Here is a 22,481-nt window from a genome sequence, read left to right on the forward strand (position 1 = left end):
GCATCGCCACAATGGCGCCGCCCTCTCCCCGGCGCCCCGGCTTTTCGAGACGGGCGCAGTACAGCTTATTTGCGAGCTATGTCGCAGCACTGGTTGGCGCATTGTTCGGCCTGTTGCTGATCGTGACCGCGCGCTTTGATCCCGCTGGACATACCGCCTTGCAGGGTTTCCTGACGGACATATTCGCTCCGATTTCGTCCACAGCGCGCGGGGCCGGCGCAGCTGTCGGATCGACCTTCGAAGGTATTGGGGCTTATTTCAATGCGGCGTCCAAAAATCGCGAAATGAAATTGCAACTCGACGCTGCGAGGCGCGATTTGATCAAGGGAAAGTCTGATGCCCTTGAAGTTCGCAGGCTCAAGCAGCTTGCTGCGCTTGTTGAACGGTTGCCGGAGGGACATGTCACAGCCCGCCTTGTGAGTTCGACCGGCGGGAGCAGCCGTCGTATCGCGATCCTGGCGGCCGGAAGCGCCGATGGTGTGATCAATGGCCAGCCAGTGAGGACTGCAGATGGGCTTGTGGGCCGCGTGATTGCCGTTGGGCGGCATACCGCGCGCGTCCAGCTCATGATCGACGGTGGCAATATCGTGCCAGTCAAGCGGGTCCCGGATGGAACCCCCGCAATTGCGTATGGGTTGGGCGATGGCAGGATCGACCTTCGCCCGCTGGCAGCCGGAACCAACCCCTTCAACGTAGGCGATGTCTTCGTAACTTCGGGAACAGGTGGGGTCTATCAGCCGGGCATTCCCGTCGCGATCGGTGTTCGCCACAACAGGGAAGGCACGATAGGCCGACCGTTGGCAGATCCGTCGCGCTTCGATTTTGCTGTTGTGGAACCGGAATTTGCAATCCCACCGCCTGCATCGCCTGAAGCGGGTGGCAAGGCGGCGCAATAATGGCAAAGCATCCGCGTTCGCGCATCGGGCGCAGTCCGTCCGGGGTCCAGCGTCATGGCATACCTGTCATGGCGACAATGCTGGGATCCCTGACACCCATTCTGCCTATCATCGCAACAGCACCTGTCATGCCCCCGTGGGGCTTGCTGGTTTTCATCGGCTGGCGCATGCTGCACCGAAATATCTGGCCGGTGTGGATGGGGCTGCCACTTGGTTTTTTTGATGACATGTTCAGCGGGCAGCCGTTGGGATCTGCAATGATGCTCTGGACGCTTGCCCTCCTTGGACTGGACCTCCTCGATCGGCGGATGATCTGGCGAGATTTTCGCCAGGAATGGGCAATAGCCGGCGGACTGATTATCGCCATTTTGCTCGTCCAGTTGTTGATTACCTATACCAATGGCGGCGCCACAAACCCGCTCTACCTCGTTCCCCAGATTGCCATGTCTATTCTTGCGTTCCCGCTCGTGGCGCGAGTCTGTGTGGCATTGGATGACTGGCGACTCCGCTAATGGCCAGGAAGATCGTCACAGAAGCCCAGCAGTCCTTCAGTTTTGCGAGGCGATCCTTTGTTCTGGGTGCCGCGCAATTCGGTGTTGGTGGCCTGCTCGCGGCTCGCATGGCTTGGCTCTCGATTGCGCAAAACGAGAAATATACGCTGCTGGCCGAAAGCAACCGCGTCAGCCTCACTCTGACTCCGCCAAGGCGCGGCTGGATCGTGGACCGACAGGGAAAGCCGATTGCGCTCAACCGGACATCGTTTCGGGTAGACCTGATTCCAGATCGCATCCAGGATCAGGAAAGGGTCTTAAGCGAACTCCAGAGGCTGCTCGCGCTTTCTGACGACGAAATCGACAGGATAAAAGATGACATTGGCAAATCTGCAGGCTTTCAGCCCGTGCAAGTTGCAGAGAATCTCGACATCGATCGTTTTGCCGCAGTCAGCATCCGCGCCAATGAGATGCCCGGGGTCGCCCCTGCCCAATCCTATGCACGCTATTACCCGGAAGGCGCGGCGGTCGGCCACCTCGTGGGCTATGTTGGCGTTGCCTCTGCCAAGGACTATGAAAAGGAGAAGAATCCGCTTCTGATCCAGCCCGGCTTCAAGATCGGAAAAGAAGGGCTGGAAAAAGTTTTCGAGCCCCTGATGCGCGGCAAGCCGGGGGCCAAGCGCTCTGAAGTCACTGCCCGCGGCAGGCTAGTGCGCGATCTGGAGACGCGGCCCGACACGCCCGGCGGTACGCTGCGGTTGACCGTCAATGCAGGGCTTCAGACATACACGTCGCGTCGGATGGGTGATCAATCCGCGTCGCTTGTGTGCATCGATTGCACAAGCGGCGATATTCTGACCATGGCTTCGATGCCCTGCTATGATCCCAACAGCTTTTCCGACGGCATCAGCCATACGGAATGGAAGATGTTCTCAACTGACGACCATCTCCCATTGGTCAACAAATCCCTACAAGGCCTGTTTCCGCCAGGATCCACCAGCAAGCCAATGACATCTCTTGGCTTGCTGGCAGCCGGGATTGACCCTGAACAGACCGTCAATTGCACAGGAGCATACAGGGTTGGCAATGCCCTGTTCCACTGTTCGCAACGCGGAGGCCATGGCCCGATCGCGCTGCACGAAGCCATTATCAAGAGTTGCGACATCTATTTCTATGCAATGGCAAAACAGGCCGGGATGGAGCCGCTTGCGGCAATGGCGCGCAAACTTGGGCTGGGGGCGGAATTTGAGTTACCTGTCACGTCGCAGCGCTATGGGACTGTGCCCGACCCGGAATGGCTCGAACGGCGTTACAAGCGGAAATGGTCGACCTACGACACGGTCAACAGTTCGATCGGACAGGGCTATATGCTCGTCAATCCACTCCAGCTTGCCGTGATGACTGCACGTATTGCCAGCGGTCGAAAGCTGCTTCCCCGGCTCACTATGATGCAGAAGCAGCCTCCGGCACCGCCGCTCGATATCGATCCCCAGCATCTGGCTTTTGTGCGGGATGCGATGGCGGGCGTTGTCAACAGCGGCCGCGGCACTGCATCGATTGCAAAACTCCCGATTGAAGGCATCCAGATGGCGGGAAAAACGGGAACCGCGCAGGTACGGCGGATCACCATGGCAGAGCGTGCAGGTGGCGTCCGGTCAAACGCGAGCCTTGAATGGAAGCAGCGCGACCATTCGCTCTTTGTCGCCTACGCGCCCGTCGATGCGCCGCGCTATGCAATGGGTTGCATCGTCGAACACGGAGGTTTCGGGGCGAGCGCTGCGGCGCCACTGGTGCGTGATGCGATGACGTATCTCTTCGATCCGGCCAAGGCGATGGAGACACTGCTGGCACAGGAGGCTTCCTGGGGCGGAGACATAAAGACGCGTATGGCCGCAAAAAGAGCAAGCTTCTCGTCTCGTCAGGAGGCTGCTGCCCCTGGAAATGCGGCGACTGCAGAGCAGACAGGCTCCTCTCCGCCAGCGAATACAACTGAACCGGCAGCATTGGACGATGTCTCCGGTGCCATCGCAAACGGAACGACTTCGGATTGAACAAGCCAAGCTTCCTGCCAGAGCCCCTTGCCTCGCTTCAATGGCGTGTGATTTTCATCGTGCTTGCTCTTGGCGGATTCGGCCTTGTCGTCCTGTATTCGGCGGCTGGTGGCAGCTTCAAACCCTGGGCTGAGTCCCAAGGCGTGAAATTTGTGGTGTTCATGATCATGGCGCTGGCACTCTCCCGGGTCAGGGAAGAGCGCTGGAAAGACATTGCCTTTCCCGGCTATGCCATCATCCTTGCGCTTCTGCTTTTTGTCGAACTGCTTGGGGCCGTCAGTGGCGGAAGCCAACGGTGGCTAGATTTGGGCATCATACGCCTCCAGCCCTCCGAACTCATGAAACTCTTTATAGTCCTCGCCCTGGCCCGCTTCTTTGACATGCTGCCATCGGGGGAAATCCGCCGCTGGAATGCGATTTGGCTGCCTGGCGTCCTGATTGGGCTGCCGGCCGCTCTCGTTATGTTGCAGCCCGACCTTGGCACGGCCTTGATGATCGTTGCTGGCGGCGTGACCGTCATGTTTCTGGCGGGCCTTCCGCTCCGCCTTTTCATCGCTGCAGGTGCAGCAATTGCCGCAATCGCGCCACTTGCCTATTTCTTTGTGCTGAGAGACTACCAGCGCAACCGCGTCTTGATTTTTCTCGATCCGGAGAGCGATCCGCTTGGCGCGGGTTATCACATAACGCAGTCCAAGATTGCCATTGGATCAGGCGGCATTTTCGGAAAGGGCTTTCTCAACGGCACGCAAAGCCATCTGGACTATCTGCCCGAAGGCCATACGGACTTTGTATTCGCGACCATGTCAGAGGAATGGGGTCTGGCAGGAGGACTTTTTGTCATTGGCGCATTTCTCATGCTTTTCCGCTGGGGAATGGGTGTGGCTGCAAAGGCGCCCACGCGATTTGGCAGGCTCGCTGCGGCGGGATTGACCAGCACCATCTTCTATTATTTCACGATCAACCTGATGATGGTGATGGGCATGGCACCGGTCGTGGGAATCCCTCTCCCGCTTGTGTCCTTTGGCGGGACAGCCATGCTAACCGTCATGATCTGCATTGGTATGCTCATGTCGATTGAACGCAGCAGCCAGCCGCGCACTTCCTTCAGTTAAGGGCTTTGCAAAAGGCAAACAGCATGCTAGCGGGCCGCCTTCCGCAGAGACCAATTCGGTCGCTTCACCGGAATGGACGCATAGCTCAGTTGGTAGAGCAGCTGACTCTTAATCAGCGGGTCCTAGGTTCGAGCCCTAGTGCGTCCACCAAACAATCAATAAAAACAGATACTTATACAGACAGTGTTTCACGTCAAGCTGACGCGATACTTGCTAGGTAACGAGTAAGGTAACAATCGCAAAAAAGGGCAGGCTTCCCAGCCGACCGTCGGCCCTGCAAATTCGCCTAGGCATGATCTCATTGCAAAGGTCGATCCGTTCGAAAAGCGGGTCCTCAACATTTCGAAGGCTCAAGGTAAAGCGAACATAAATCATCACGGCTAGGCGGATGATCTCGGACAACGAGTTGAAATGGCGAAACGGACTATCCCGCTTGTGGGGTCTCGGCATCGCACAGCCACCCTCACCAGCTCGCGATGCAATCAGGTGCGTTTGCTTTGACAGTACCAACTTCATGTTTGCGAACACGCATGATTATCAGGCCATGCTTGGAAACTGCAATCTGAGTTCGCGTTGCTCTGGTGCCGTTTCTAATACGCCTCCGTGAGCGCGCATGATCTGGTCGACAATCGAAAGACCTAGACCAGCACCAGATCGACTTGCGTTCTCTGCCCGGGCATGACGGTGGACCAGATTATCGAGTTGTTGGCACGACAGCCCCGGGCCACCGTCGCGCACCCGCAGGCAACACCCGGGGCCAGCCAAGACATTGACTGTACCGCCTGCAGGAGTCACTCGCAGAGCGTTTTCGATTAGATTTCGTACCCCGGCCTGGATCGCTTCGCGCCAACCTGTGACCATTGCCAAGCCATCCGCGCCTTCGAATTCGAGTTCTTTGCCAGCTAGGATCGCGGTTGGCGCAAGTGCCGCCACGCACTCCCGTCCGATGACCGCAAGGTCCTGCGACTTGCGCGGTATATCGATCACATCCGCGGCCTTGACCTGGGCCAATAGCAGGAGCTGATCGATTAGGCGCTGCATCGACTGAAGGTCGCCTGACAGTCGCGCTTTGGCCTCACCACCAAGTTCAGCAAGTTCGAGGCGTGCCAGTGCCAATGGGGTGCGCAATTCATGGGCGACGTCTGCGGCAAATGACTCCTGCTGAGCCGACGATCTCTCGGTTCGTTCAAGCAGATCATTGAGCGCTTTGACAAAGGGCGTGACCTCGTCGGGAAAAGTCTCGACATCGAGCCTAAAACCTCGCTCCTTGCCCCTGGCGCCCTCTATTTCTTTTGCGGCGTTCTCAAGTGGCTGCAGCGCATGGCGAACGACGACGACAACTGCGAGCCCAATCGGAACGACAAATAGCAAGGCAGGCAGCACGACGTGTTCAAAGACTTCGTGCCAAGCCTTTCGAGCGGCTTCGGCAGTCGCAAGATCGCTGTAGCCGAGGTGGTAGTCGATAAAGACAGCTCCAAGGAGGATGAGGCTGCTCAAGAGTCCAATCCCGGCTAGCCCGAAAAGCAACCGTTTGTAGATAGAGCGGCCTCGGTTCATGCCGACGCAACTGCCAGCATGTAGCCGACGCCCCGAACAGTATGGAGCCTGCCTACCTGCCCATTCTCTTCAAGCTTGCGACGCAGGCGCGAGATCACCGCTTCAATAGCATTTGGAGTTACTGGATCATTGAAGCTGTAGAGCGCTTCCTCGATCACCCCGCGCTGGATCACACTGCCTTCACGGCGCATCAATAGTTCAAGCAGGTCTGCCTCTCGGCGAGAAAGTTCGAGTGAAGCACCCTTGATTGTAGCGGAGCGCGAAGCCGTATCAAAAGCGATGGCACCGCTCGTCATAACAGTGGGCGCCCGGTTCCCGGGGCGACGCAGCAGAGCTCGCAGGCGCGCTGCAATCTCATCAATCTCTGCGGGCTTCACCAGATAATCATCTGCGCCAGCGTCAAGCCCAGCAATACGGTCGCCCAACGCCCCTCGCGCCGTTAGAATGAGCGCTGGCACCATGCGGCCATTGCGCCGCGCGCTCGCCAGCCACTTGAGACCGTCTCCATCGGGCATGCCGAGGTCAAGAATGATGGCATCATAGTCGGCTGAGGCAAAACAATCATCGGCTTCGGCTAGTGCAGTCGCCCGGTCACAGGAATAGCCCTGCCGGTCAAGCCCATTGGCAATAAGGCCTGCCAGTCGTTCGTTATCTTCAATGATCAGCAAGCGCATATCGGACCAGCATCAAGATGGTGACAGAAGCTGACATTAGCGACATATCGGCAAAGGGCCAATTCGGTCGACCTAATCGCGATCGCCTTTTCCTTCGTGCTCGCCAGCCTCGCCCTGCCTGAGAGATCTGGCGCCTTCGACACCTTCGCGTTCAATGCCCTCGCGCTGCTGCAGGCTGAATGCCTGCGGATCGACCGTCTGGATTCCGGCGACAGCAGCACCCGATGCCGCAAGAGCGAACAGGAATGCAGCCGGGCTTGCCGGTCGAACGCTGAGCACATCGGGGTGGTCAGCCGCCTTTTTGCACCCAGTCACCATGGCGCGGACAAGATTTTCGCGCGACAGGATCGAAGTTGCGACCACCGCAGCAATATGAATGCCGATGAGGCCGAGCAGAAACCAGGCGATCCCTTCGTGGATGTCTTCCTCACCGCCTTGCAGCGCAATCCAGCCGGTCGCCACCACCGCGGCTATGGTGCCGATCAGCAAAAGGACCGCAATGCCGCCCGCAGGATTGTGGCCCACCGTGCGTTCGGCCTTGCCCAATGCAAGTCCCTTAAGGTGGGCAAAGGCATGCGTAGGACGGATGAAGTTGGCGAAGCGCGCATGCTCACCCCCGACAATGCCCCATACAAGTCGAAACACGATCAGGACGGCAGCGACCCAGCCTGCAGCTATGTGCCACTGAGCAATGACGCTGTCTTCCTCCGAGGACAGGAAGCCAATCGCAATCGAAGCAACCAGCAGCCAGTGGAAAAGCCGGACAGGAAGATCCCATACGGTAAAGGTGGTGCACGGGGGCTGAGGCTTCATGATAAACATCCTTGAAAGTAGTCGGGGGCGGACTGCGGGGAAATTAGCCCGCCCCCGAGGAACCGGTTACCGTCAGTCGACGGGCCGGGTAGATGTTCCGGTTACCGGGGGAAGGGCCGGAACAACAATTTTGGGCTGCTCGCCGGTCAGGGACTTCAGGAACGTGACGATGTCCGAGACTTCCTGCTGCGGCAGCGTCTTGCCAAGCTGGGTATTGGCCATGATAGCGACCGCTTCATTGAGATCCCAAACCTTGCCAGTGTGAAAATAGGGAGCGGTCAGGGCGATGTTACGCAAGGTCGGAACCTTGTACGAGTATCGATCTGCCTCATTCTTTGTAATCGCGAAGCGGCCCAGATCGCCCGGAGGCAGAAGCTCCGCCGGAGGTGGCGAGGCGACGCCGAACTTTGCGTACATGCCACCTCCTAAGTTCATGCCGCTGTGGCAGGCAGCGCAACCGTTATCAATGAATGACTTGAGGCCACGACGCTCTGCCTGTTTGAGCGCCTGAGCATCGCCTTTGAGGAAGTGGTCAAACGGGGCATTGGGCGTGACCAGCGTAGCCTCGTAGGCGGCAATCGCCGCCTGGACATTCGCCATGCGGATCGGATCCTTGCCGCTCGGGAAAGCCCTGGCGAACAGGCCTGCATAGCCGGGAATGCTCTTCAGCATTGGGATGACCTGTTCAGAAGGCATCGCCATCTCGATTGGATTCGAGATCGGACCACCGGCCTGCTCGGTCAGGTCCTTGGCTCTGCCATCCCAGAACTGTGCGGTGTTATAGACCGCGTTGAGCACTGTCGGCGCATTACGTCCGCCATGTTGCCACCGGTGGCCCAGCGAGGTGGGTCGCGCGTCAGCGCCGCCAAGTCCCATGCTGTGGCAGGCCGCGCAAGCAATGCTGTGGCTCGCAGACAGGCGGGGATCAGAGTACAGCATGCTGCCCAACTCGACCAGTTCCGGAGTCGCCTTGATGCCCGCCACGTTGCCAGGCCCGTCAGGTATTGGCTTGAACTGTTCACGCGCTGCAAGGATCAGCGCGTCATTGGTCGAGGCAAGTGCGCCGCTCTCGTCTTCGGGGCTCGGCGACTGGCAGCTCGCCAGAGCCAAGGCCGACATTGAAACTATTGTGAGAGCAATCTTGTTCATCGCATTTCCCCGTTGGACACGCAGGGGAGCTAAGCGTTCTTCCTGACCAGTTTCTGACGGCACGACTATGTCAAAATCGATAGCGTTGGATAATCCCTGTGTGCTTCGTTCCAGCCTGTGCGGTCGTTGCTGTGCAGAGGCAGGTCATGAGCGGGTTCGGCGAAACAGTTTGGGGAAGGCTATGCCGGAATGCAAAATTGGCCGACTGATTGCAGGATATTTGTTGCTTCCGGATCGGTTGCGATCATCCGCTATTGCGGTTCCCCGATGAGAGTAAAGGGCGCCCAAAACGCCGGATGAGCCGCATCGAGTTTAGGGTCGTCAATGATGTCGAGCATCGCGTGGCGCAGGGCCTGTGCTTTCGAGGTACCGGGATGCCGGCGCTGGTATTGGAAAGTGGATGGAACCAACCGCGCGGCGATTTCGTCATCAAGGCGCCAATGGGATACGAGCAGGGAGTTGGCGCCAGCGAAGAAAAAGGCGCGCGCAAATCCCGAGAGACCATCAGCGACACCGGCATCCGGGCTTGCCGTATTGCAGCCGGAAAGAATGACCCATTCTGCATTGAGGTTCAAGCCGGCGGCATCCGAGGCCCTTAGCACCCAGTCCTCAGGGCGCGCAGCTGCTGACAAAACCAGCATGGGCTCCGCTGCCCCATCGCCCTGGCCGGCGGCGAACCCGTGCGTCGCAAACGCGATGACCCGAACATGGGCCAGAGCGCCGGATAGATTGCGGGTCATGAGTGCGTCCTTACTGGCAGCTCTACCAAAAAGGACAGAGCCCGTGGCCGCGCCCAGCACCGACTTGAGCGCCGTGCCTTCCTCTTTAGCGTGAGCAAGGTGTGGCAATGTGCGAAGGAACGCCACATCCGGCAGGCCATCGCGAAAAATGGTCGCGAAAGCTCGCGTAGGGGATGCCTGGACCGAGCTAGCCGCTGCAGTCTCGGAAAAGCTTGGGTCCACCAGCGCAATCAGCGGATCGGTGGCAACTCGCCTTTCGTGGGCAAGAATTTGTCGGACAGTTCGTAGTGAAGAGATAGAGGGTAGCAGTGTCAGCGCCTTGCTGCGAACCAGCCAGGGCGAGCGTCGCAAAGCCTCGGTGTCAAAATCGCCTTCTGTTCCGGCTTCAGGGGGAGCGGTAAGGAGCAGGCTCGGCGGCAGCGTCGTAAGTGGTCCGGAAGGAACGATGATCCAGTTGGGCTTTGCAGCGATCACTGACTGGATCGCTTTGTCACCGAACAGCCCGTGATAGAGTTTCCAGGCGAGAGAGCGTTCGAAGCCGCGTTGGCCAATGCCGACATCGACAGACTTGGCTCCAAGGCCATAGGCCCGTGGATCAATCTGCGCGCGCAGTGCATTGATCATCGAGACCAACTCAGCGCGATCAAAAGGCAGCCTTGCCCATGCTGCTGCGTCTTTGGAAACCGCAAAAACGAGACCTTGTCTGCCATCACTTGGAATCATGAAGCTGATTACCGTTTCGTCAGGCCGCAAAAGGTTCGCATCGGGCCCCGAGCGAGCCCGTATTGCCGCGATACTGAGAGGCTGCGGGAAGCGGAGATCCCAGAAACGCGGGGCGGCCGTCGACAACTGACCGGACAGAACGGCAATGCGTGCATTCAATTGGTCAAGTCTGGACTGCTGTTCGGCTGGGAAAGGAACGTAGAGCGCATTCAACCAATCCTCGGGAGGCGCCGCACCAAGACGATCGCGTTCTGCAATTGCCTGATCATATTCAATCAGCTGCGCACCAACACCCGAACGACTGGCAACCGCCCTCGCGCCCGCTTTTGCAAGCGCCTGCGCAGATGGGTCGGAGCGTGCAAGTTGAGCCGCCATGAAGGCCTCATCACGAAGCGCATCGGGCGTGTCCGAACTCGCCTCTCCTCCTCCTGCTTGCGCCCAATCCCAATCTGCCAACGCCTGTCGAATAGCGCAGTCGCGCAGCGCTTCATCGCTATGTGTGGCTGTAAAGGTCGCTCTACTCCCGCGTGCCGCCTGCGCGGCTTGCTCAGCAGATGCCCTGCAGACCGTGCGATAGTCTGCCATGCCGCGCGCATAGGCGCTTTGCTTGAGCGCAAGGAAACCGGCAAAAATCTGCACCTGCTCTCGTGTGGCAGGAGGCAAGCCAGAAATGCTCAGGCTATCGCGATAGGCGGCTTCGGATTCTTCCAGACGGCCTTGCGCAAAGAGGTTCGCTGCAAGGTCAAGTTTAAGCCAAGGATTACGGTCCTGATAGCGAAGCGACAGTGCACGTCGAAGCAATGGCTCGGCAGCTGCAGCGGTTCCCCCCGCCTCCAATGCCCTAGCCTGAACGGAGAGAGCGGCTGCAAGCTGGTTGCTGGTGTCCTCACCCTTCATTGCAATGGTTTCGGCTCGGCCTCCAAGTGTCCGCGCTTCGACATGATTGCCTAGATCGAGCGCGGCTTGTGCAATGCGCACAAGATCATAGCCAATCTGTTCGCCAGCAGGACCATGGCGCAATTCATCAAAGTCGAGGACAGCCTTCCAGGCTTCGTAGTAACCGGGTTTGTCCATCGCCTTGGCTGCTTTTTGGACCTGTGCCATCAGTTGCTGGCGCTTTACGGCTTCGGTATCGTTAAGCCTCACGCGGGAATTTGTCCCCAGATCCAGATTTGTCGCAATACCGCCAAGCGACCCGATGCCGACGACCTCTGCTTCAGGACTATCGCTCGGTACTGGTCGAAGCGCGGCGGGGATGATGGATTGATACTGCGCCGCTTCGCGCAAGCGTCCCTGCGACCGAAGGTTTTCCAGCAATTGAATCTCGAAATAGCGCGCCCAATCCAATGCCAGCTTGCTCATGTCAGACCGGTGTCGAAGGCGCGGATGGGGCGCGAGCTGCTTAGTCAACCACGACAGGCCGTCACGAAACTCTCCTTCTGCCTCCGTTTTGCGGCCACTCGCATTCAGTGTAACGCCAAGCATGAACCTTGCTTCCAGTATGGCAAAGACATCTCGCGGCCTATTGCGTTGCACAATCGCAAGCCTCGCTCGCGCCAACCTTTCGGCCGCTACTTGGTCGCCTGAAGCATAGGCCGACTGCCATGCCAGAACCGCTGCATCGTTGGCATAGGGCGGGTTGTAATCCTCAATATCCGGACCGATCGGCTTGGATGGCGCAGCAAATGCGGACTGAAGTGCCAGACAGGCCCACAACACCAAGATGGCAGCAAGCGAGGTGAATTGGCGCAGCAACATGCACCCTTATGTGCCCAATCAGTTCGCTTGTGCAACGGTGCAAAACTGGCTTTGCGCGAGAGCGTCGTGCGTCTTTTCCAGTCGATACCCCATTCCGCGGATCGTAGAAATTGCCGAATTTCCGATCTTGCGACGCAGTCGGCCGACATGAACTTCAACCGTATTGAGATTTCGAAACGTCGAAGACGGGTAGAGATTGTCGAGGATCTCGTCATGTGCAAGGATTTGGCCTGCACGCAACAGAAAGAGGTTGAGCAATCTGTATTCGGTTGGGGTGAGGTCGAGCGGGACATTGTCCAAGAAGGCCTGCTGCGTGGATGGAATTGATGTCATTGCTCCGACTTGAATAATCGCGCCTGTGAAACCGCAGGCGCGCCGAACCAGCGCAAGTAAGCGGGCCACAATCTCTTCGGGCTGAATTGAACCCGCGACAAAATTGTCCACGCCAGAACCATATGCATCGACCGCATTCGCGCCACCATTAAAGCCACTTTTGGCAAGTATCGGATACTTCAGTCCACACGAACGCCAATGGCGAACAAGGTCGAGGCCATCCAGCTGCGGAGCGTCGAGATCAACGAAGATGGCGGAAAATTTGTCTGTTTTTGGCCAAGCGCGGACAAGCTCCGCCTCGCATTCCCGTTCAACGACAAATCCGGCGCGCGACAGTAAAAGATCCAATCTCCGAAAATATGGGTGGACCTCGCACACAATCAATATCCGCATCGTATCTCTCCAAAGTGCCTTACCCTTCGATGCGACAGCTACCCAAAGGCTGGGTGAAACTTCGCCAACACGTTCAAGAGATAAGACGTCGAGATACCCACTCCACCCCATATCCAACTCAAAGATTTGTCCAATTGAGGTCCAAGAGGGGGCAGTGGTCGCAGGCAAATTAATCGGATTTTTATTCCACTTAAATATCAGCTTTTCTCAGTTGGCGAACATTTTGGAGCACGTTACGTGGAGCAAGAGATGTCGAACCAAAATCCTGAGCGTCGCAATGCCAAGCGACGTTGCTTGGGTGCTACTGCCACAATACGCAACAGCAGCCAAACCCGAATTGGGGGCATAATCGTCAATATATCCGAACACGGCTGTCAGATTGAACTGGACTTTGGCTCAGTAAGTCTCGGTCAATACGTCACGATCAAGCTCGATGGGATGGAGGTCTGGCCAGGTCGCGCGCAATGGTCTCGAGACACAACCGTTGGAATCCAATTTGAGCGAGCCTTGCATTCTGCAATTGTAGACCATCTCACGCGAACACGCGCGGTCGTCGAATTGGCCTAGTCGTTCGCATTAGGTTCAAGCAACGCCGGTCCAGACGCTTGCTGGAAGTTGAGATCATTGGAACAAAGGTAAAGGCCTTCGTCCGCTTTCAAAAATTTCAGGCTTTGAGTTGCCGTTACTGTCAAACCGACTTTTCAGTAGTTTGAGGACTGAAATTAAACGTCTGCTTTGGGGTGGTTAGCCGACTTGGCCGCTTACTGCAGCGGCGCGTCCTCGGGTCGTGTGGTTATGACGCGCACGTTCGGCGCATAAAGTGCTGCCACGTCGAAGGTGGCCTCGTTGCAGACGATTACCCAATGCCGCAGACGGCGACTTGGGTCTTTCTCAAAATCACCTCCAATGGTGGCCACGTATTCGGGCTCGGCACGAGACTGGCTCTCCACCCAAGGCAAAAACGCGCTGCCGTCTGGCGCTTCTTTGATGGTGGCGCGAAGTCCACTCTCTTTCGGGAAGGGATCACCACGAACTGCAAAACACACGACTACCTCCCAAATGATCTCGTAGCTACAGTCGCTATTTTGGCGAATGATGTCTCGCCCTTCCAATCCAAGCCCATCGGCATCCTGTTGCAAGGGACCACGGCCAGTCCTGTCCTCAAGCACAATGCGTAATCCGCGATCTTGCAGTACCTCCACGGAAACGAGGAACGCTGGAAATGCTATTGTCGGTGGCGAGTTCATCCGCACAGTCCTAACGCAGCGCAGATGCTGCCGCTAGCGTCCGCTTTGGGGTAACTCTTAGCCAGACCGCTTCGGCGCTTTTGTTGTGGATAGCTGACATTCGGCTGACTTCATCGGGACGGCGGTTTGACCTTGTCTAGCGCGAGATCACATTTTCGACAGAGATGGGAAGCGGGAACCGTTTTATGCTGTCGCTATGGGGTAGGGCTGCAGAACATGCGGCAATCACAAAGAGGGTCGGATTTGCTTTTGCTCTTGCGTTCATTTGGTTGAGGTATAGGCCTCGATCCCGGTCCAAGGAGGGCGATATCTATGAATTCCTTTAAGTTGGTATCGCTCGCAGCATGTTTGCTCGCTGCGCCACATGCGTTTGCCAAAAGCTCGCACAAGCACTCGGCTTACTCAGTGGTCCACGGCTGGCCGATACTCCCGGATGGTTTGGTGCTTGGTGCGGCCGCTGGTGTGGGAGTGGATTCCAAAGGCAATGTCTGGGTATTCCAGCGGGGTGACAGGCAATGGACGGAGCCGCTTTCAACTGACGCGATCAAGTATCCCGCTGTCGTTCAGTTCGAGGGAAAATCAGGCAAGCTATTGCAAGCTTGGGGCGCCGGTACATTCGCCATGCCTCATGGTTTAACAATCGATGGCCAAGATAATGTCTGGCTGACCGATGTCGCGTTGCACCAGATCTATAAATACAGTCCAGCTGGGAAGCTCCTGCTTACTCTCGGGGAGCGAGGTGTTCCTGGCGCCGATGCTATGCATTTCAATCGTCCAACTGACGTGGCAGTGCTACCCGACGGATCATTCTACGTGAGCGATGGCTACCGCAACACGCGAGTCATGAAATTTGGTGCGGACGGGCGCTTCGAGTTCCAATGGGGCAAGCCTGGCAGTGGACCAGGTGAGTTCAACACACCACATGGTATTACAGTGGATGGATCAGGCCGCGTATATGTAGCCGACCGAGAAAATGATCGCGTTCAAATATTTGATGCCAAAGGCAGGTTTCTAGAACAGTGGAAATCGGCAGCGATTGGGCGGCCTTATTCACTCGCCCTTCTTCTTCGAGATCAAGCGGCGGTGGTCGATGGCGGTGTGCAGCCAAATGCGCCCCCTGACCGATCCGGTGTTGCTATCGTGAAGCGGGACGGTTCGCTCATTGAGCGCTTTGGCCGATTTGGCAATTATGACGGGCAGTTCCGAATGGGTCACGACATTTCAAGTGACCCTCGAGGCAATATCTATGTGGTCGATATTACCGGGCAGCGTGTTCAAAAGTTCTCTAAAGCGCCCTGAGTTTATAGCCAGCCAATCGGGCGTAGCGCGTGGGCGTGTGAGCAGAATATCCCATTTTATCTCAAAAGCAGGATTAGCTGACAGTCCGCTTTCGGTGAAACGCCGGAAACGGCCGGACGTCCGCAATAGGGTCGTTCTCCGACTAGCCGCAGCGGCAAGATGGGGGTGATTACTGGACGTTGACAGCGTGTAGTGCGACGACGGCAAACGCAAACAAAGCGGTTGTTCGCGTGCTTCAATGGCCCGCCGAAAGCTGCCCTAATTCATACGCACCCAAACGCGGAAAATGGACAGATTATTGACCGTCCGGTTTTTGTCGCTACCGCAAGCAATCAGCCATTCGAGCGAAGGCGCTGTGCTCACTGACCCTGCGCCGGCGCTATAGCGTGATACATACCTTGCCCATATGCGCCCCGGACTGGAGATATTTGAAGGCAGCCGCACTGTCTTCGAGCGGAAAAACACGGTCGACGGTTGGCACGACGCCCCTTTTCTCGATCCATTCAATCATCGCCTCGAGCATGGAACGTGATCCCGTCTCAATGCCGTCGAGGCGCAGATTTTTTTGGAAGATCTCGGCGAGGTTGATCGTTGCGTCAAGGCCATCCACTAGACCTACAATGCTGACGGTCCCGTTCATTGCCGTCGCGCGAATTGAGTTGTCCAGGCTCGACGCACCCCCAATATCGATGGAAAGATCCACTCCCTTTTGGTCAGTAAGCGCAAGCACGGCATCTGCCCAGTCTGGCGTATCACGATAGTTGATAACCGACGACGCCCCCATTGTGCGCAACTTATCGAATTTTGCGTTGCTGCCCGATGTCGCAATAACCCGTGCCCCAGCCGCAACCGCGAGCTGCAGCGCAAATAGCGAAACACCGCCAGTGCCCTCGACCAATATGGTCGCGTCGGATCGCAAGGCGCCGGCACGCGTCAGTGCATGCCATGCAGTCAATCCCGCCGTCGGAAGGGTCGCTGCGTGCACATCGTCAAGATGGCGCGGCGCGCGGACAAGACCTTCGGCGCTTAATAGAACAAGTTCGGCAAGAATGCCGTCAGCAGCCGGACCGCCCAGTCCTCCATTTCTTTTCGCCTCGGTCAACGGTCCGCGGATCCAATTTGGCAGGATTGTGGTCAGGACGCTGTCGCCGACATCGAACCGGGTTACACCCTGTCCGACTGCCAAAACCCGCCCGACACCGTCTGATCCCGGTACGCGGCCAACTGGCGGGCGCCACCTGTCGTGGCCGGTGGCCACCATGATATCCCTGAAATTCAGTGAGACCGCGCTCATTCGCACCAGGACCTGACCGGGCCCAGGCATTGGTGGCTCTTCCTTCTCGGCGAGATGCAGGTCATCGAGGTTGTAGTTTGCCGAAATCATGAGCTGACGCATGTCATCCTCCAGAAAATTTGTGCGAGCTATTATCGTAGGCAAATGAACTAAGGTCCATGCCCTTAAGAAGGCGACTTGTAATTAGTGGACAAGAAAGTTAGGTATATGCCATATGTTCCCTTGTAATATGAGGTTTCATTGGATCGTCTCGACCAAAAGATAATTGCGGCGCTGGCGAGTCACGCCAGAATCTCACTCAAAGATCTGGCCGCGGCAGTCGGACTGGCTTCACCGAGCGCTGCAGAGCGTCTGAAACGGCTTGAAGAGCGCGGTGTGATTACCGGTTACACCGTGGTCGCTGCACCGGACCTGCTGGGTTTTCCATTGCAGGCAATCGTTCGGATCAACCCGTTGCCGGGTCTGTTGAAGGAGGTGGAGCGTCTCGTCGAGGCGACGCCGCAGATCGTGGAATGTGACCGCGTTACCGGAGAGGACTGTTTTGTCGCTCGGGTGTTCTGCAAATCGATGGACGACCTGGATCTCGTCCTTGAGCCATTCCACGACCGAGCTCGCACCAACACTTCGATCGTAAAAGGGCAGTCCGTCAAGCGGCGTTTGCCTCCTTTCGCCTGAAGAACGATTGCGGATTCCGTAAAACTGTCTTCATTCATTTATTGGCTCTTCAAGGGCCCTTTTTCGAGTAACGGCCACAAGCCGCTAAGCGTTCGTGCTCAGGTCCGCTGTTGACAGTAGCAAACCGAATAGAACTAAAATGCACCCTATCACTCCATTCACCGTTTGCTGATGGGTCATGACCAACTTCCTGATCGCTGGTCGAGAGAGAAAAATGGAGACGCCTCCGAACCAAATCAGGTGCGAGATAGAGATCGCAAAACCATAGCCCAGCTTTGTGCTGACTGGCGTGTTTGGGCCCATTGCCTGAGCATATAGACTCACAACGAATATAGATGTCTTTGGGTTAAGTGCGTTTGTGAGTATTCCGCGAAATAGAGTTCCAGCCTGACCGCCACCCGCCTCTAAGGTATCCGCGCTCAATGTCAGGGGGGGTGCAATGGCTGTACTGACCCCAAGATAGATTAGGTAACCCGCGCCAGCGATTTTGATGAAATCGAGGAAGTTTGGAATCCAATGCTCGACCATTGCCAGGCCGAAAACGGCGTAGGCAATATGAAACCAACAAGCGATTGCAATGCCAAATGCAACGATTATGCCCGCGCGACGCCCTTGTATGGAGCTAACGCGCGAGACCAACGCAAAGTCGGCTCCAGGACTAATTACTGCAAGCCAGATTATCCCCAGAATTATGAAAAACTGTTCCATGGCAGTGCGCTCGACCAATTGAAGGTGCGCCGCCCTCTCGTCGGTTGTGACCTCTTTGAAAAACGAAAAATCATCTGCTAAATCGTGAGAAAAATTCACAGGTTATGGTATGCCTTCAAAGCGTTTACCCAATCTTGGTTCGCTCCGCGTCTTCGAGGCAGCCGCGCGAAAGAGGAGTTTTGTCGCCGCTGCGGTTGAACTAAATGTGACGCATGGTGCGATTTCCAAACAAGTCCAAGCGCTAGAGCGCGAGCTTGGCACCAAACTGTTTGAGCGCCGTAATCGCGGCATTTTTCTGACACCCCAAGGACATTGGTTAGCGGGGCGGTTGGCCATTGTGTTTGGCGAACTTAGTCGAACTATGGACACATTCCTCGCCAACGCATCGACTGCTGCACCGCTAACGGTGTCCTGCGAGTCAACTCTGTGCCTTCGATTTTTGATACCCGCATTGACGTCCCTCAAGCACGAAACAGACTTGGATATCCGAGTATTTGCTGCAGGGGGTCCAATTGATTTTCGTCCGGGATATGTCGACGTAGCCGTAAGACGGGACGACTTCGAAATTCCGCCCGGGGTTCGGGCGACATGGTTGGCCGATGAATGGATGGGGCCCGTTATGAACCCATTGATTGTGAACAAAGGTGTGCAAACTATTCCCCGCCTGCACAGCGAAAGCAGACCGAATGCCTGGGGTAACTGGGAATTGACCACAGGAATCAAATATGCGGGCACTGATATTCTGTATGAACATTTCTTTCTTGCGATCCAGGCCGCCGAAGCCGGACAGGGTATAGCTTTGGCCTCTATCCATATGGTAGCCAATGAGCTGGAAGCAGGCAGGCTAATTGCACCAAACGGATTTACACGCGATGGCAGCAATTATGTTGCATTACGACCGGCTGGTACTGACGATGAAAGAGTGGATGCGTTTTTGGACTGGTTTCAATTGCGCTTGGGTTCGAATGTCAAAGATGGACTATGTCATAGCAACTCCACCACGCCTTAAGAGGGGCCGGTAGTCGCTCAAGTTCATGCAATTGCATCAGAGGGGCGGTGGTGCACGGAACCGGATTATAGCGCTTGGCGAGCATTTCACATAATGCATGGCGCATCATGTGAACGAGCCCAAGTCAGGTTGACCCATGGTTTCAGGCTGACCAATACAATGATGCCCCCGAAAAAGGTTCGTAGGATCATAGCGCTTTTTGGCCGCGAGTAGCCGAGGAAAATTTCCACCCCAATATGCTGCCTGCCAGTGTGATCCGAAATAGTCGGCCTCCGAAACATAGCTTCCAGCATTGGGCACGAGGTTTTTGATCGGAGCCATTGCCGCAGAAACGCGCTCCGCTTCTACGCGACCTGTGCCTAGATCTGGCTCATGGCCGGGAATTCCTGGCCAAGCGGGCGGACCTTCCGCAGCACAGATGAGAAGTGCAAACGCATCGAGCACTTCCGGATTTGTCGCTGTCTGGCGCGCCAACCTGAGTGCCTCGGCAGTTCCGCCGGCTAGGCCTTTGTTTGTGTGCAGGCCAACCGACCATTTTGATGACGCCTCGACAAGAGCCTCGACAAGCGCACTTCGGCGATCCGATCTCAATAGTCTCGATGGCAACCAGCATGACTGATAAGCATGAATAATCTGCCCAGCTTCGCCCTGATTTGTCGCCCAGAACAGATTGTCCTGTGGCGCACCTGGCCGGTCGTCGTTCAGGACAATGCCGGGCATAGATTTGAGGAATGACGGGTCCCAGAAGCGACGCGCTGGCACAGACAGCACGAAGGGCTCGCCCCCTAGCTCATAATCTCCTGAACGATCAGCAATCCATGAAATGAAAGGAGCCCATACCACCTTGATCTGTTCGGCTGTCAGCCCGTGGCAAAGCATCGAGATGGTCAACTTGCGACCCGGGCGGAAGTTCAGCTGTTCGCCCCATTCGGGAACAAACAAGGCCTCGGCGTAAAAATCGATAGTTCTTGCAACCAGCGCAGACCAGGCCGCATCTGACTTTGCCTGGACTGAAAACAAAATGGCACTAATCGAGTCTGGCAATGGGTAGGTCTTGAGTGTCAGGCGCGTCACAATACCAAAGGTTCCGCCGCCGCCCCCTTTTAGGGCATAGAACAACTCCGGCTCGCTATGAGCGTTTGCGATTCTTATTTTTCCGTCAGCGGTGACGACTTCCGCTTCGAGCAGATTCGCGGCTCCGGTGCCGAAAGTTTTTGAAAAACTGCCAAAGCCTCCGCCCTGAACGAAGCCTGCGACCCCGACGGTCAGGCATCCACCGCCTTGAACATATCTGCCGCCCTCAGCCGCGACCTTCCGGTAAACATCTCCCCAAATTGCCCCAGCGCCTATCGAGACCGCTTCAACGCCTTTGGAAGGCAGCGATGCCCCAAAGGGAACAAAATGATCGTGCATGACGACAGAGCGCATGCCCCGGGTCCAGATCAGCAGAGATCCTTCGGCATTCGAATTGCCAAAATAGCTGTGCCCACCGCCTTTGACGACAGGACGAATGCCATGACGCCGGGCAAAATTCACGGCTGCCGCCACGTCTGAAGCGGTTTCGGCGGCAACAGCATATTCGCTGGCCCGGCTGGTCCATCCATCGATCCAACCAAGAGTCTGGGTCAGTGCAGGCTCATCCCCCAAAAAATAGGGATTCTTTAAACGTCGAAACAGTTCGGCAGCACCTTTGCCGTTGGCTCGCGCGCACGCTTCGAGCGGCGACTCAACTTTCAACAATCGCGGACCGACTTTCGCTTGAAGAGCACTCCAATCAAGACCAGGCTTCGATTTGAATGGAGTCGCAAAACCTTGCAACGGCAGAGCATTGGAGACCGTTGCACCGCCCAACAATTTCAGCAACAATCTTCGGTTCACAACAGCTCCATTATGGAATCGATCTAACTTATCTTGTCAGTTCTTCGACCCCCTCTCAAGGGGGAAGAAGTCTACTTGCCGCACCGCCTTTGAACCGGTCGCCCGCAATCATGAGCACAAAACCTCTTGAGTGTGCGGCAGATGCGACGGGCCCAAGAAGGCACTTCCAGTTCAATCTCAGACCACAGGTTCAGTGCTAGGAGATAGGCAGCGTTCGACGACGCAAAGAGCGAATTTTCAAATTCAAACGTCCGCTTTGGGGTCAATTGCAACAGCGCCAGAACGGCGGCTTTGGGGTGGAAAACGGACATCTGGGTGAATGATCGGTTTAGTCCCTCAAATCGTGTTCTTTCTCGCAGTCGCCCCATAATTGCATGCCTTCGCCCTCAAATTGAAGCGAACCCGAAGATGTAAAATCCCAGACTGCCATCCATAGGTGCGCGTTTCGCTTTTCACCGAACCACTCGAGGGAACCGCTGCCACCGTATCCATTGTTTGTGGCCTGAGTGAACCTGACTCTACCCGCCAGATTCTTTGGAAACCGTATCTCCATAATGTCGCCCGTTCTGGGGCGCCGTCCTACGGGAGAGACAAGATAGATTGTCATCACAGGTGCTATCGAGTGGCCATCTGAACCGAACAAATTACCCTTTTGTGCTACCGGATACATTTTACATGCATCGGTTGCACCCAGATGAGCCAGGTTTTGTCGAATTGAATGCGTGGAAACGTAAAGGGCGTCGTATTTCATGAGCAATAGATACCCGCTGAGCAACACGACGACTGCCAGAGCGAGGAGCAGACTCATTCTACGAAGGCCGCGGACACTAATCACTGTGACATCCTACGTGCCCAGCGAACTTCTGCAATGCGGTCGTTCACGACCCAGCCGAAGTGACGGATTTGGGTGGAAACCGGACATTGAGGAAGGGATGCCCGCCGAGGCAGCTGCCGCGCTAAAGGCGGTCATTGTCGGACCAATGCTGGGACCTTGGAACCTGCCGTGCATTAAGATTGCGGTTCATCGGAAGGCTGCACGATTCCGGCCCAACTGCCTTCGGGCGCGGGCCGGCAAATTGGGCCCATTCAATTTCCGCCCTTATCGTGGTTATCCGATTGAGATCGATCGAGGCGGCGCGGAGCCGCTGCTGGCGAAGTAATAGCGCAGCGGCGACGCATCGTGGCGAGGCGTTCGACGGTAAGGCCGCCATTCTGGCTTGCGCAAATCCGCCCCTGCAGGTCGAACACCACCGCGAAGGGTAATCCCGAGGCGCGGTTGGACCAGGCAGCAAGCATTGAGACCGAAGAGCCTCGCCCATGATGAACGCGATCAGCGGGCAGAGCTTTCAGCAGGGCACGCGACTGTTCGATCGGGGTATCGAGCGCAACGACATGGACCGGCAACGGACCGGCAGCACGTTGAAGGTCGGGCCAGACGGCAATTTCTGCACGGCATGGCGCACACCAGGCCGCCCAGAACATAACGACAGAAGGCATGGGGATCGCTAGACCGGCGAGTGGACCGGAGACTTCGGCGCTGCGACCGCTCGACGGCGCGGCAGTCAGCAAAAAAACCAGCAAGAAGAAGCGCCAAACCATATCCGGCGATGATATTTGACAAGCCGTTGTTGCGAAAGCGCAAAGTCGATTGACAATTTAAGGGTTGCGAGGTGCAATATGA

Annotated in this window: 19 protein-coding genes, 1 tRNA gene and 1 pseudogene; 9 read left to right on the top strand and 12 right to left on the bottom strand. The window is 56.6% G+C overall.

Features of this window, described 5'->3' with window-relative positions; translation table 11 throughout:
• The first annotated feature begins 11 nt into the window (after positions 1-11).
• The 5 genes from K0O24_RS14425 to K0O24_RS14445 all read left to right on the top strand — a co-directional run bounded on the left by K0O24_RS14425 (position 12) and on the right by K0O24_RS14445 (position 4,700).
• Complete coding sequence (locus K0O24_RS14425; RefSeq protein WP_219893393.1) at positions 12-896, top strand: rod shape-determining protein MreC; 885 nt, start codon at positions 12-14, stop codon at positions 894-896.
• Positions 896-1,408, top strand: coding sequence for a rod shape-determining protein MreD (locus K0O24_RS14430; RefSeq protein WP_219893394.1), 513 nt, complete (start codon positions 896-898; stop codon positions 1,406-1,408). Before K0O24_RS14425 ends, K0O24_RS14430 begins: the two co-directional genes overlap by 1 nt.
• Positions 1,408-3,438 carry a penicillin-binding protein 2 gene (gene mrdA, locus K0O24_RS14435; RefSeq protein ID WP_219893395.1) on the top strand — a complete coding sequence of 677 codons (2,031 nt, stop codon included), beginning with the start codon at positions 1,408-1,410 and terminating at the stop codon, positions 3,436-3,438. The genes K0O24_RS14430 and mrdA overlap by 1 nt, the downstream gene beginning before the upstream one ends.
• On the top strand, positions 3,435-4,550 hold the full coding sequence (rodA, locus tag K0O24_RS14440) for a rod shape-determining protein RodA (RefSeq protein WP_219893396.1): 1,116 nt from the start codon (positions 3,435-3,437) through the stop codon (positions 4,548-4,550). Before mrdA ends, rodA begins: the two co-directional genes overlap by 4 nt.
• A gap of 74 nt (positions 4,551-4,624) precedes the next feature.
• A tRNA-Lys gene (locus K0O24_RS14445) sits at positions 4,625-4,700 on the top strand.
• 147 nt (positions 4,701-4,847) lie between these two features.
• Here the strand turns inward: K0O24_RS14445 and K0O24_RS16995 are convergent.
• From K0O24_RS16995 to K0O24_RS14475, 7 genes and pseudogenes are all read right to left on the bottom strand, one after another.
• Positions 4,848-5,000 (bottom strand): annotated as a pseudogene (locus K0O24_RS16995) (IS6 family transposase); the annotation flags it as partial.
• Between the two features lie 87 nt (positions 5,001-5,087).
• Entirely contained in the window at positions 5,088-6,047 is a 960-nt protein-coding gene (locus K0O24_RS14450; protein WP_246611034.1) for a sensor histidine kinase, read from the bottom strand.
• A 56-nt stretch (positions 6,048-6,103) separates the two neighbouring features.
• Positions 6,104-6,781: a response regulator gene (locus K0O24_RS14455; protein WP_219893398.1), complete on the bottom strand. Its 678-nt coding sequence runs from the start codon at positions 6,779-6,781 to the stop codon at positions 6,104-6,106.
• Between the two features lie 72 nt (positions 6,782-6,853).
• Positions 6,854-7,594: a cytochrome b/b6 domain-containing protein gene (locus tag K0O24_RS14460; protein ID WP_219893399.1), complete on the bottom strand. Its 741-nt coding sequence runs from the start codon at positions 7,592-7,594 to the stop codon at positions 6,854-6,856.
• Between the two features lie 72 nt (positions 7,595-7,666).
• Positions 7,667-8,743 carry a cytochrome-c peroxidase gene (locus tag K0O24_RS14465; RefSeq protein ID WP_219893400.1) on the bottom strand — a complete coding sequence of 359 codons (1,077 nt, stop codon included), beginning with the start codon at positions 8,741-8,743 and terminating at the stop codon, positions 7,667-7,669.
• 251 nt (positions 8,744-8,994) lie between these two features.
• A complete protein-coding gene (locus tag K0O24_RS14470; RefSeq protein ID WP_219893401.1) occupies positions 8,995-11,964 on the bottom strand; it encodes a CHAT domain-containing protein in 2,970 nt (989 codons plus the stop codon).
• A gap of 18 nt (positions 11,965-11,982) precedes the next feature.
• Positions 11,983-12,801 (bottom strand): winged helix-turn-helix domain-containing protein, encoded by an 819-nt coding sequence (locus tag K0O24_RS14475; protein WP_343211247.1) that lies wholly within the window; start codon positions 12,799-12,801, stop codon positions 11,983-11,985.
• 138 nt (positions 12,802-12,939) lie between these two features.
• On the opposite strand from K0O24_RS14475, the gene K0O24_RS17000 reads away from it, so the two are divergent.
• On the top strand, positions 12,940-13,257 hold the full coding sequence (locus K0O24_RS17000) for a PilZ domain-containing protein (protein WP_219893403.1): 318 nt from the start codon (positions 12,940-12,942) through the stop codon (positions 13,255-13,257).
• A gap of 194 nt (positions 13,258-13,451) precedes the next feature.
• On the opposite strand, the gene K0O24_RS14485 is transcribed toward K0O24_RS17000, so the two are convergent.
• Complete coding sequence (locus K0O24_RS14485; RefSeq protein ID WP_219893404.1) at positions 13,452-13,937, bottom strand: hypothetical protein; 486 nt, start codon at positions 13,935-13,937, stop codon at positions 13,452-13,454.
• A 312-nt stretch (positions 13,938-14,249) separates the two neighbouring features.
• Between K0O24_RS14485 and K0O24_RS14490 the strand changes: the two genes are divergently transcribed.
• The gene (locus tag K0O24_RS14490) at positions 14,250-15,236 is read left to right on the top strand and encodes a peptidyl-alpha-hydroxyglycine alpha-amidating lyase family protein (protein WP_219893405.1); all 987 of its coding nucleotides are present in this window, start codon (positions 14,250-14,252) and stop codon (positions 15,234-15,236) included.
• Between the two features lie 379 nt (positions 15,237-15,615).
• On the opposite strand, the gene K0O24_RS14495 is transcribed toward K0O24_RS14490, so the two are convergent.
• Positions 15,616-16,632: a zinc-dependent alcohol dehydrogenase family protein gene (locus K0O24_RS14495; protein WP_219893406.1), complete on the bottom strand. Its 1,017-nt coding sequence runs from the start codon at positions 16,630-16,632 to the stop codon at positions 15,616-15,618.
• Positions 16,633-16,770: 138 nt separating this feature from the next.
• On the opposite strand from K0O24_RS14495, the gene K0O24_RS14500 reads away from it, so the two are divergent.
• Positions 16,771-17,205 (top strand): Lrp/AsnC family transcriptional regulator, encoded by a 435-nt coding sequence (locus tag K0O24_RS14500; RefSeq protein ID WP_219893407.1) that lies wholly within the window; start codon positions 16,771-16,773, stop codon positions 17,203-17,205.
• Positions 17,206-17,289: 84 nt separating this feature from the next.
• Here K0O24_RS14500 and K0O24_RS14505 read toward each other — a convergent pair whose 3' ends face one another.
• The gene (locus tag K0O24_RS14505; RefSeq protein ID WP_246611035.1) at positions 17,290-18,012 is read right to left on the bottom strand and encodes a LysE family translocator; all 723 of its coding nucleotides are present in this window, start codon (positions 18,010-18,012) and stop codon (positions 17,290-17,292) included.
• A gap of 10 nt (positions 18,013-18,022) precedes the next feature.
• Between K0O24_RS14505 and K0O24_RS14510 the strand changes: the two genes are divergently transcribed.
• The gene (locus tag K0O24_RS14510; RefSeq protein ID WP_219893408.1) at positions 18,023-18,922 is read left to right on the top strand and encodes a LysR family transcriptional regulator; all 900 of its coding nucleotides are present in this window, start codon (positions 18,023-18,025) and stop codon (positions 18,920-18,922) included.
• Between the two features lie 105 nt (positions 18,923-19,027).
• Here K0O24_RS14510 and K0O24_RS14515 read toward each other — a convergent pair whose 3' ends face one another.
• A complete protein-coding gene (locus K0O24_RS14515) occupies positions 19,028-20,659 on the bottom strand; it encodes an FAD-dependent oxidoreductase (protein WP_219893409.1) in 1,632 nt (543 codons plus the stop codon).
• Between the two features lie 1,227 nt (positions 20,660-21,886).
• Positions 21,887-22,381 (bottom strand): TlpA family protein disulfide reductase, encoded by a 495-nt coding sequence (locus K0O24_RS14520; protein WP_219893410.1) that lies wholly within the window; start codon positions 22,379-22,381, stop codon positions 21,887-21,889.
• Positions 22,382-22,481: the final 100 nt, after the last annotated feature.

Origin of the sequence: Aquisediminimonas profunda, from assembly GCF_019443285.1 — a bacterium.
Classification (GTDB): domain Bacteria; phylum Pseudomonadota; class Alphaproteobacteria; order Sphingomonadales; family Sphingomonadaceae; genus Aquisediminimonas; species Aquisediminimonas profunda.

Bases quoted from the DNA above. Each gene is read 5' to 3' on its own strand.
- K0O24_RS14470 (WP_219893401.1), bottom strand. From the start codon at position 11,964: ATGTTGCTGCGCCAATTCACCTCGCTTGCTGCCATCTTGGTGTTGTGG.
- K0O24_RS14490 (WP_219893405.1), top strand. From the start codon at position 14,250: ATGAATTCCTTTAAGTTGGTATCGCTCGCAGCATGTTTGCTCGCTGCG.
- K0O24_RS14475 (WP_343211247.1), bottom strand. From the start codon at position 12,801: ATGGGGTGGAGTGGGTATCTCGACGTCTTATCTCTTGAACGTGTTGGC.
- K0O24_RS14465 (WP_219893400.1), bottom strand. From the start codon at position 8,743: ATGAACAAGATTGCTCTCACAATAGTTTCAATGTCGGCCTTGGCTCTG.
- K0O24_RS14460 (WP_219893399.1), bottom strand. From the start codon at position 7,594: ATGAAGCCTCAGCCCCCGTGCACCACCTTTACCGTATGGGATCTTCCT.
- K0O24_RS14425 (WP_219893393.1), top strand. From the start codon at position 12: ATGGCGCCGCCCTCTCCCCGGCGCCCCGGCTTTTCGAGACGGGCGCAG.
- mrdA (WP_219893395.1), top strand. From the start codon at position 1,408: ATGGCCAGGAAGATCGTCACAGAAGCCCAGCAGTCCTTCAGTTTTGCG.
- K0O24_RS17000 (WP_219893403.1), top strand. From the start codon at position 12,940: ATGTCGAACCAAAATCCTGAGCGTCGCAATGCCAAGCGACGTTGCTTG.
- K0O24_RS14495 (WP_219893406.1), bottom strand. From the start codon at position 16,632: ATGCGTCAGCTCATGATTTCGGCAAACTACAACCTCGATGACCTGCAT.
- K0O24_RS14430 (WP_219893394.1), top strand. From the start codon at position 896: ATGGCAAAGCATCCGCGTTCGCGCATCGGGCGCAGTCCGTCCGGGGTC.
- K0O24_RS14510 (WP_219893408.1), top strand. From the start codon at position 18,023: ATGCCTTCAAAGCGTTTACCCAATCTTGGTTCGCTCCGCGTCTTCGAG.
- K0O24_RS14485 (WP_219893404.1), bottom strand. From the start codon at position 13,937: ATGAACTCGCCACCGACAATAGCATTTCCAGCGTTCCTCGTTTCCGTG.
- K0O24_RS14455 (WP_219893398.1), bottom strand. From the start codon at position 6,781: ATGCGCTTGCTGATCATTGAAGATAACGAACGACTGGCAGGCCTTATT.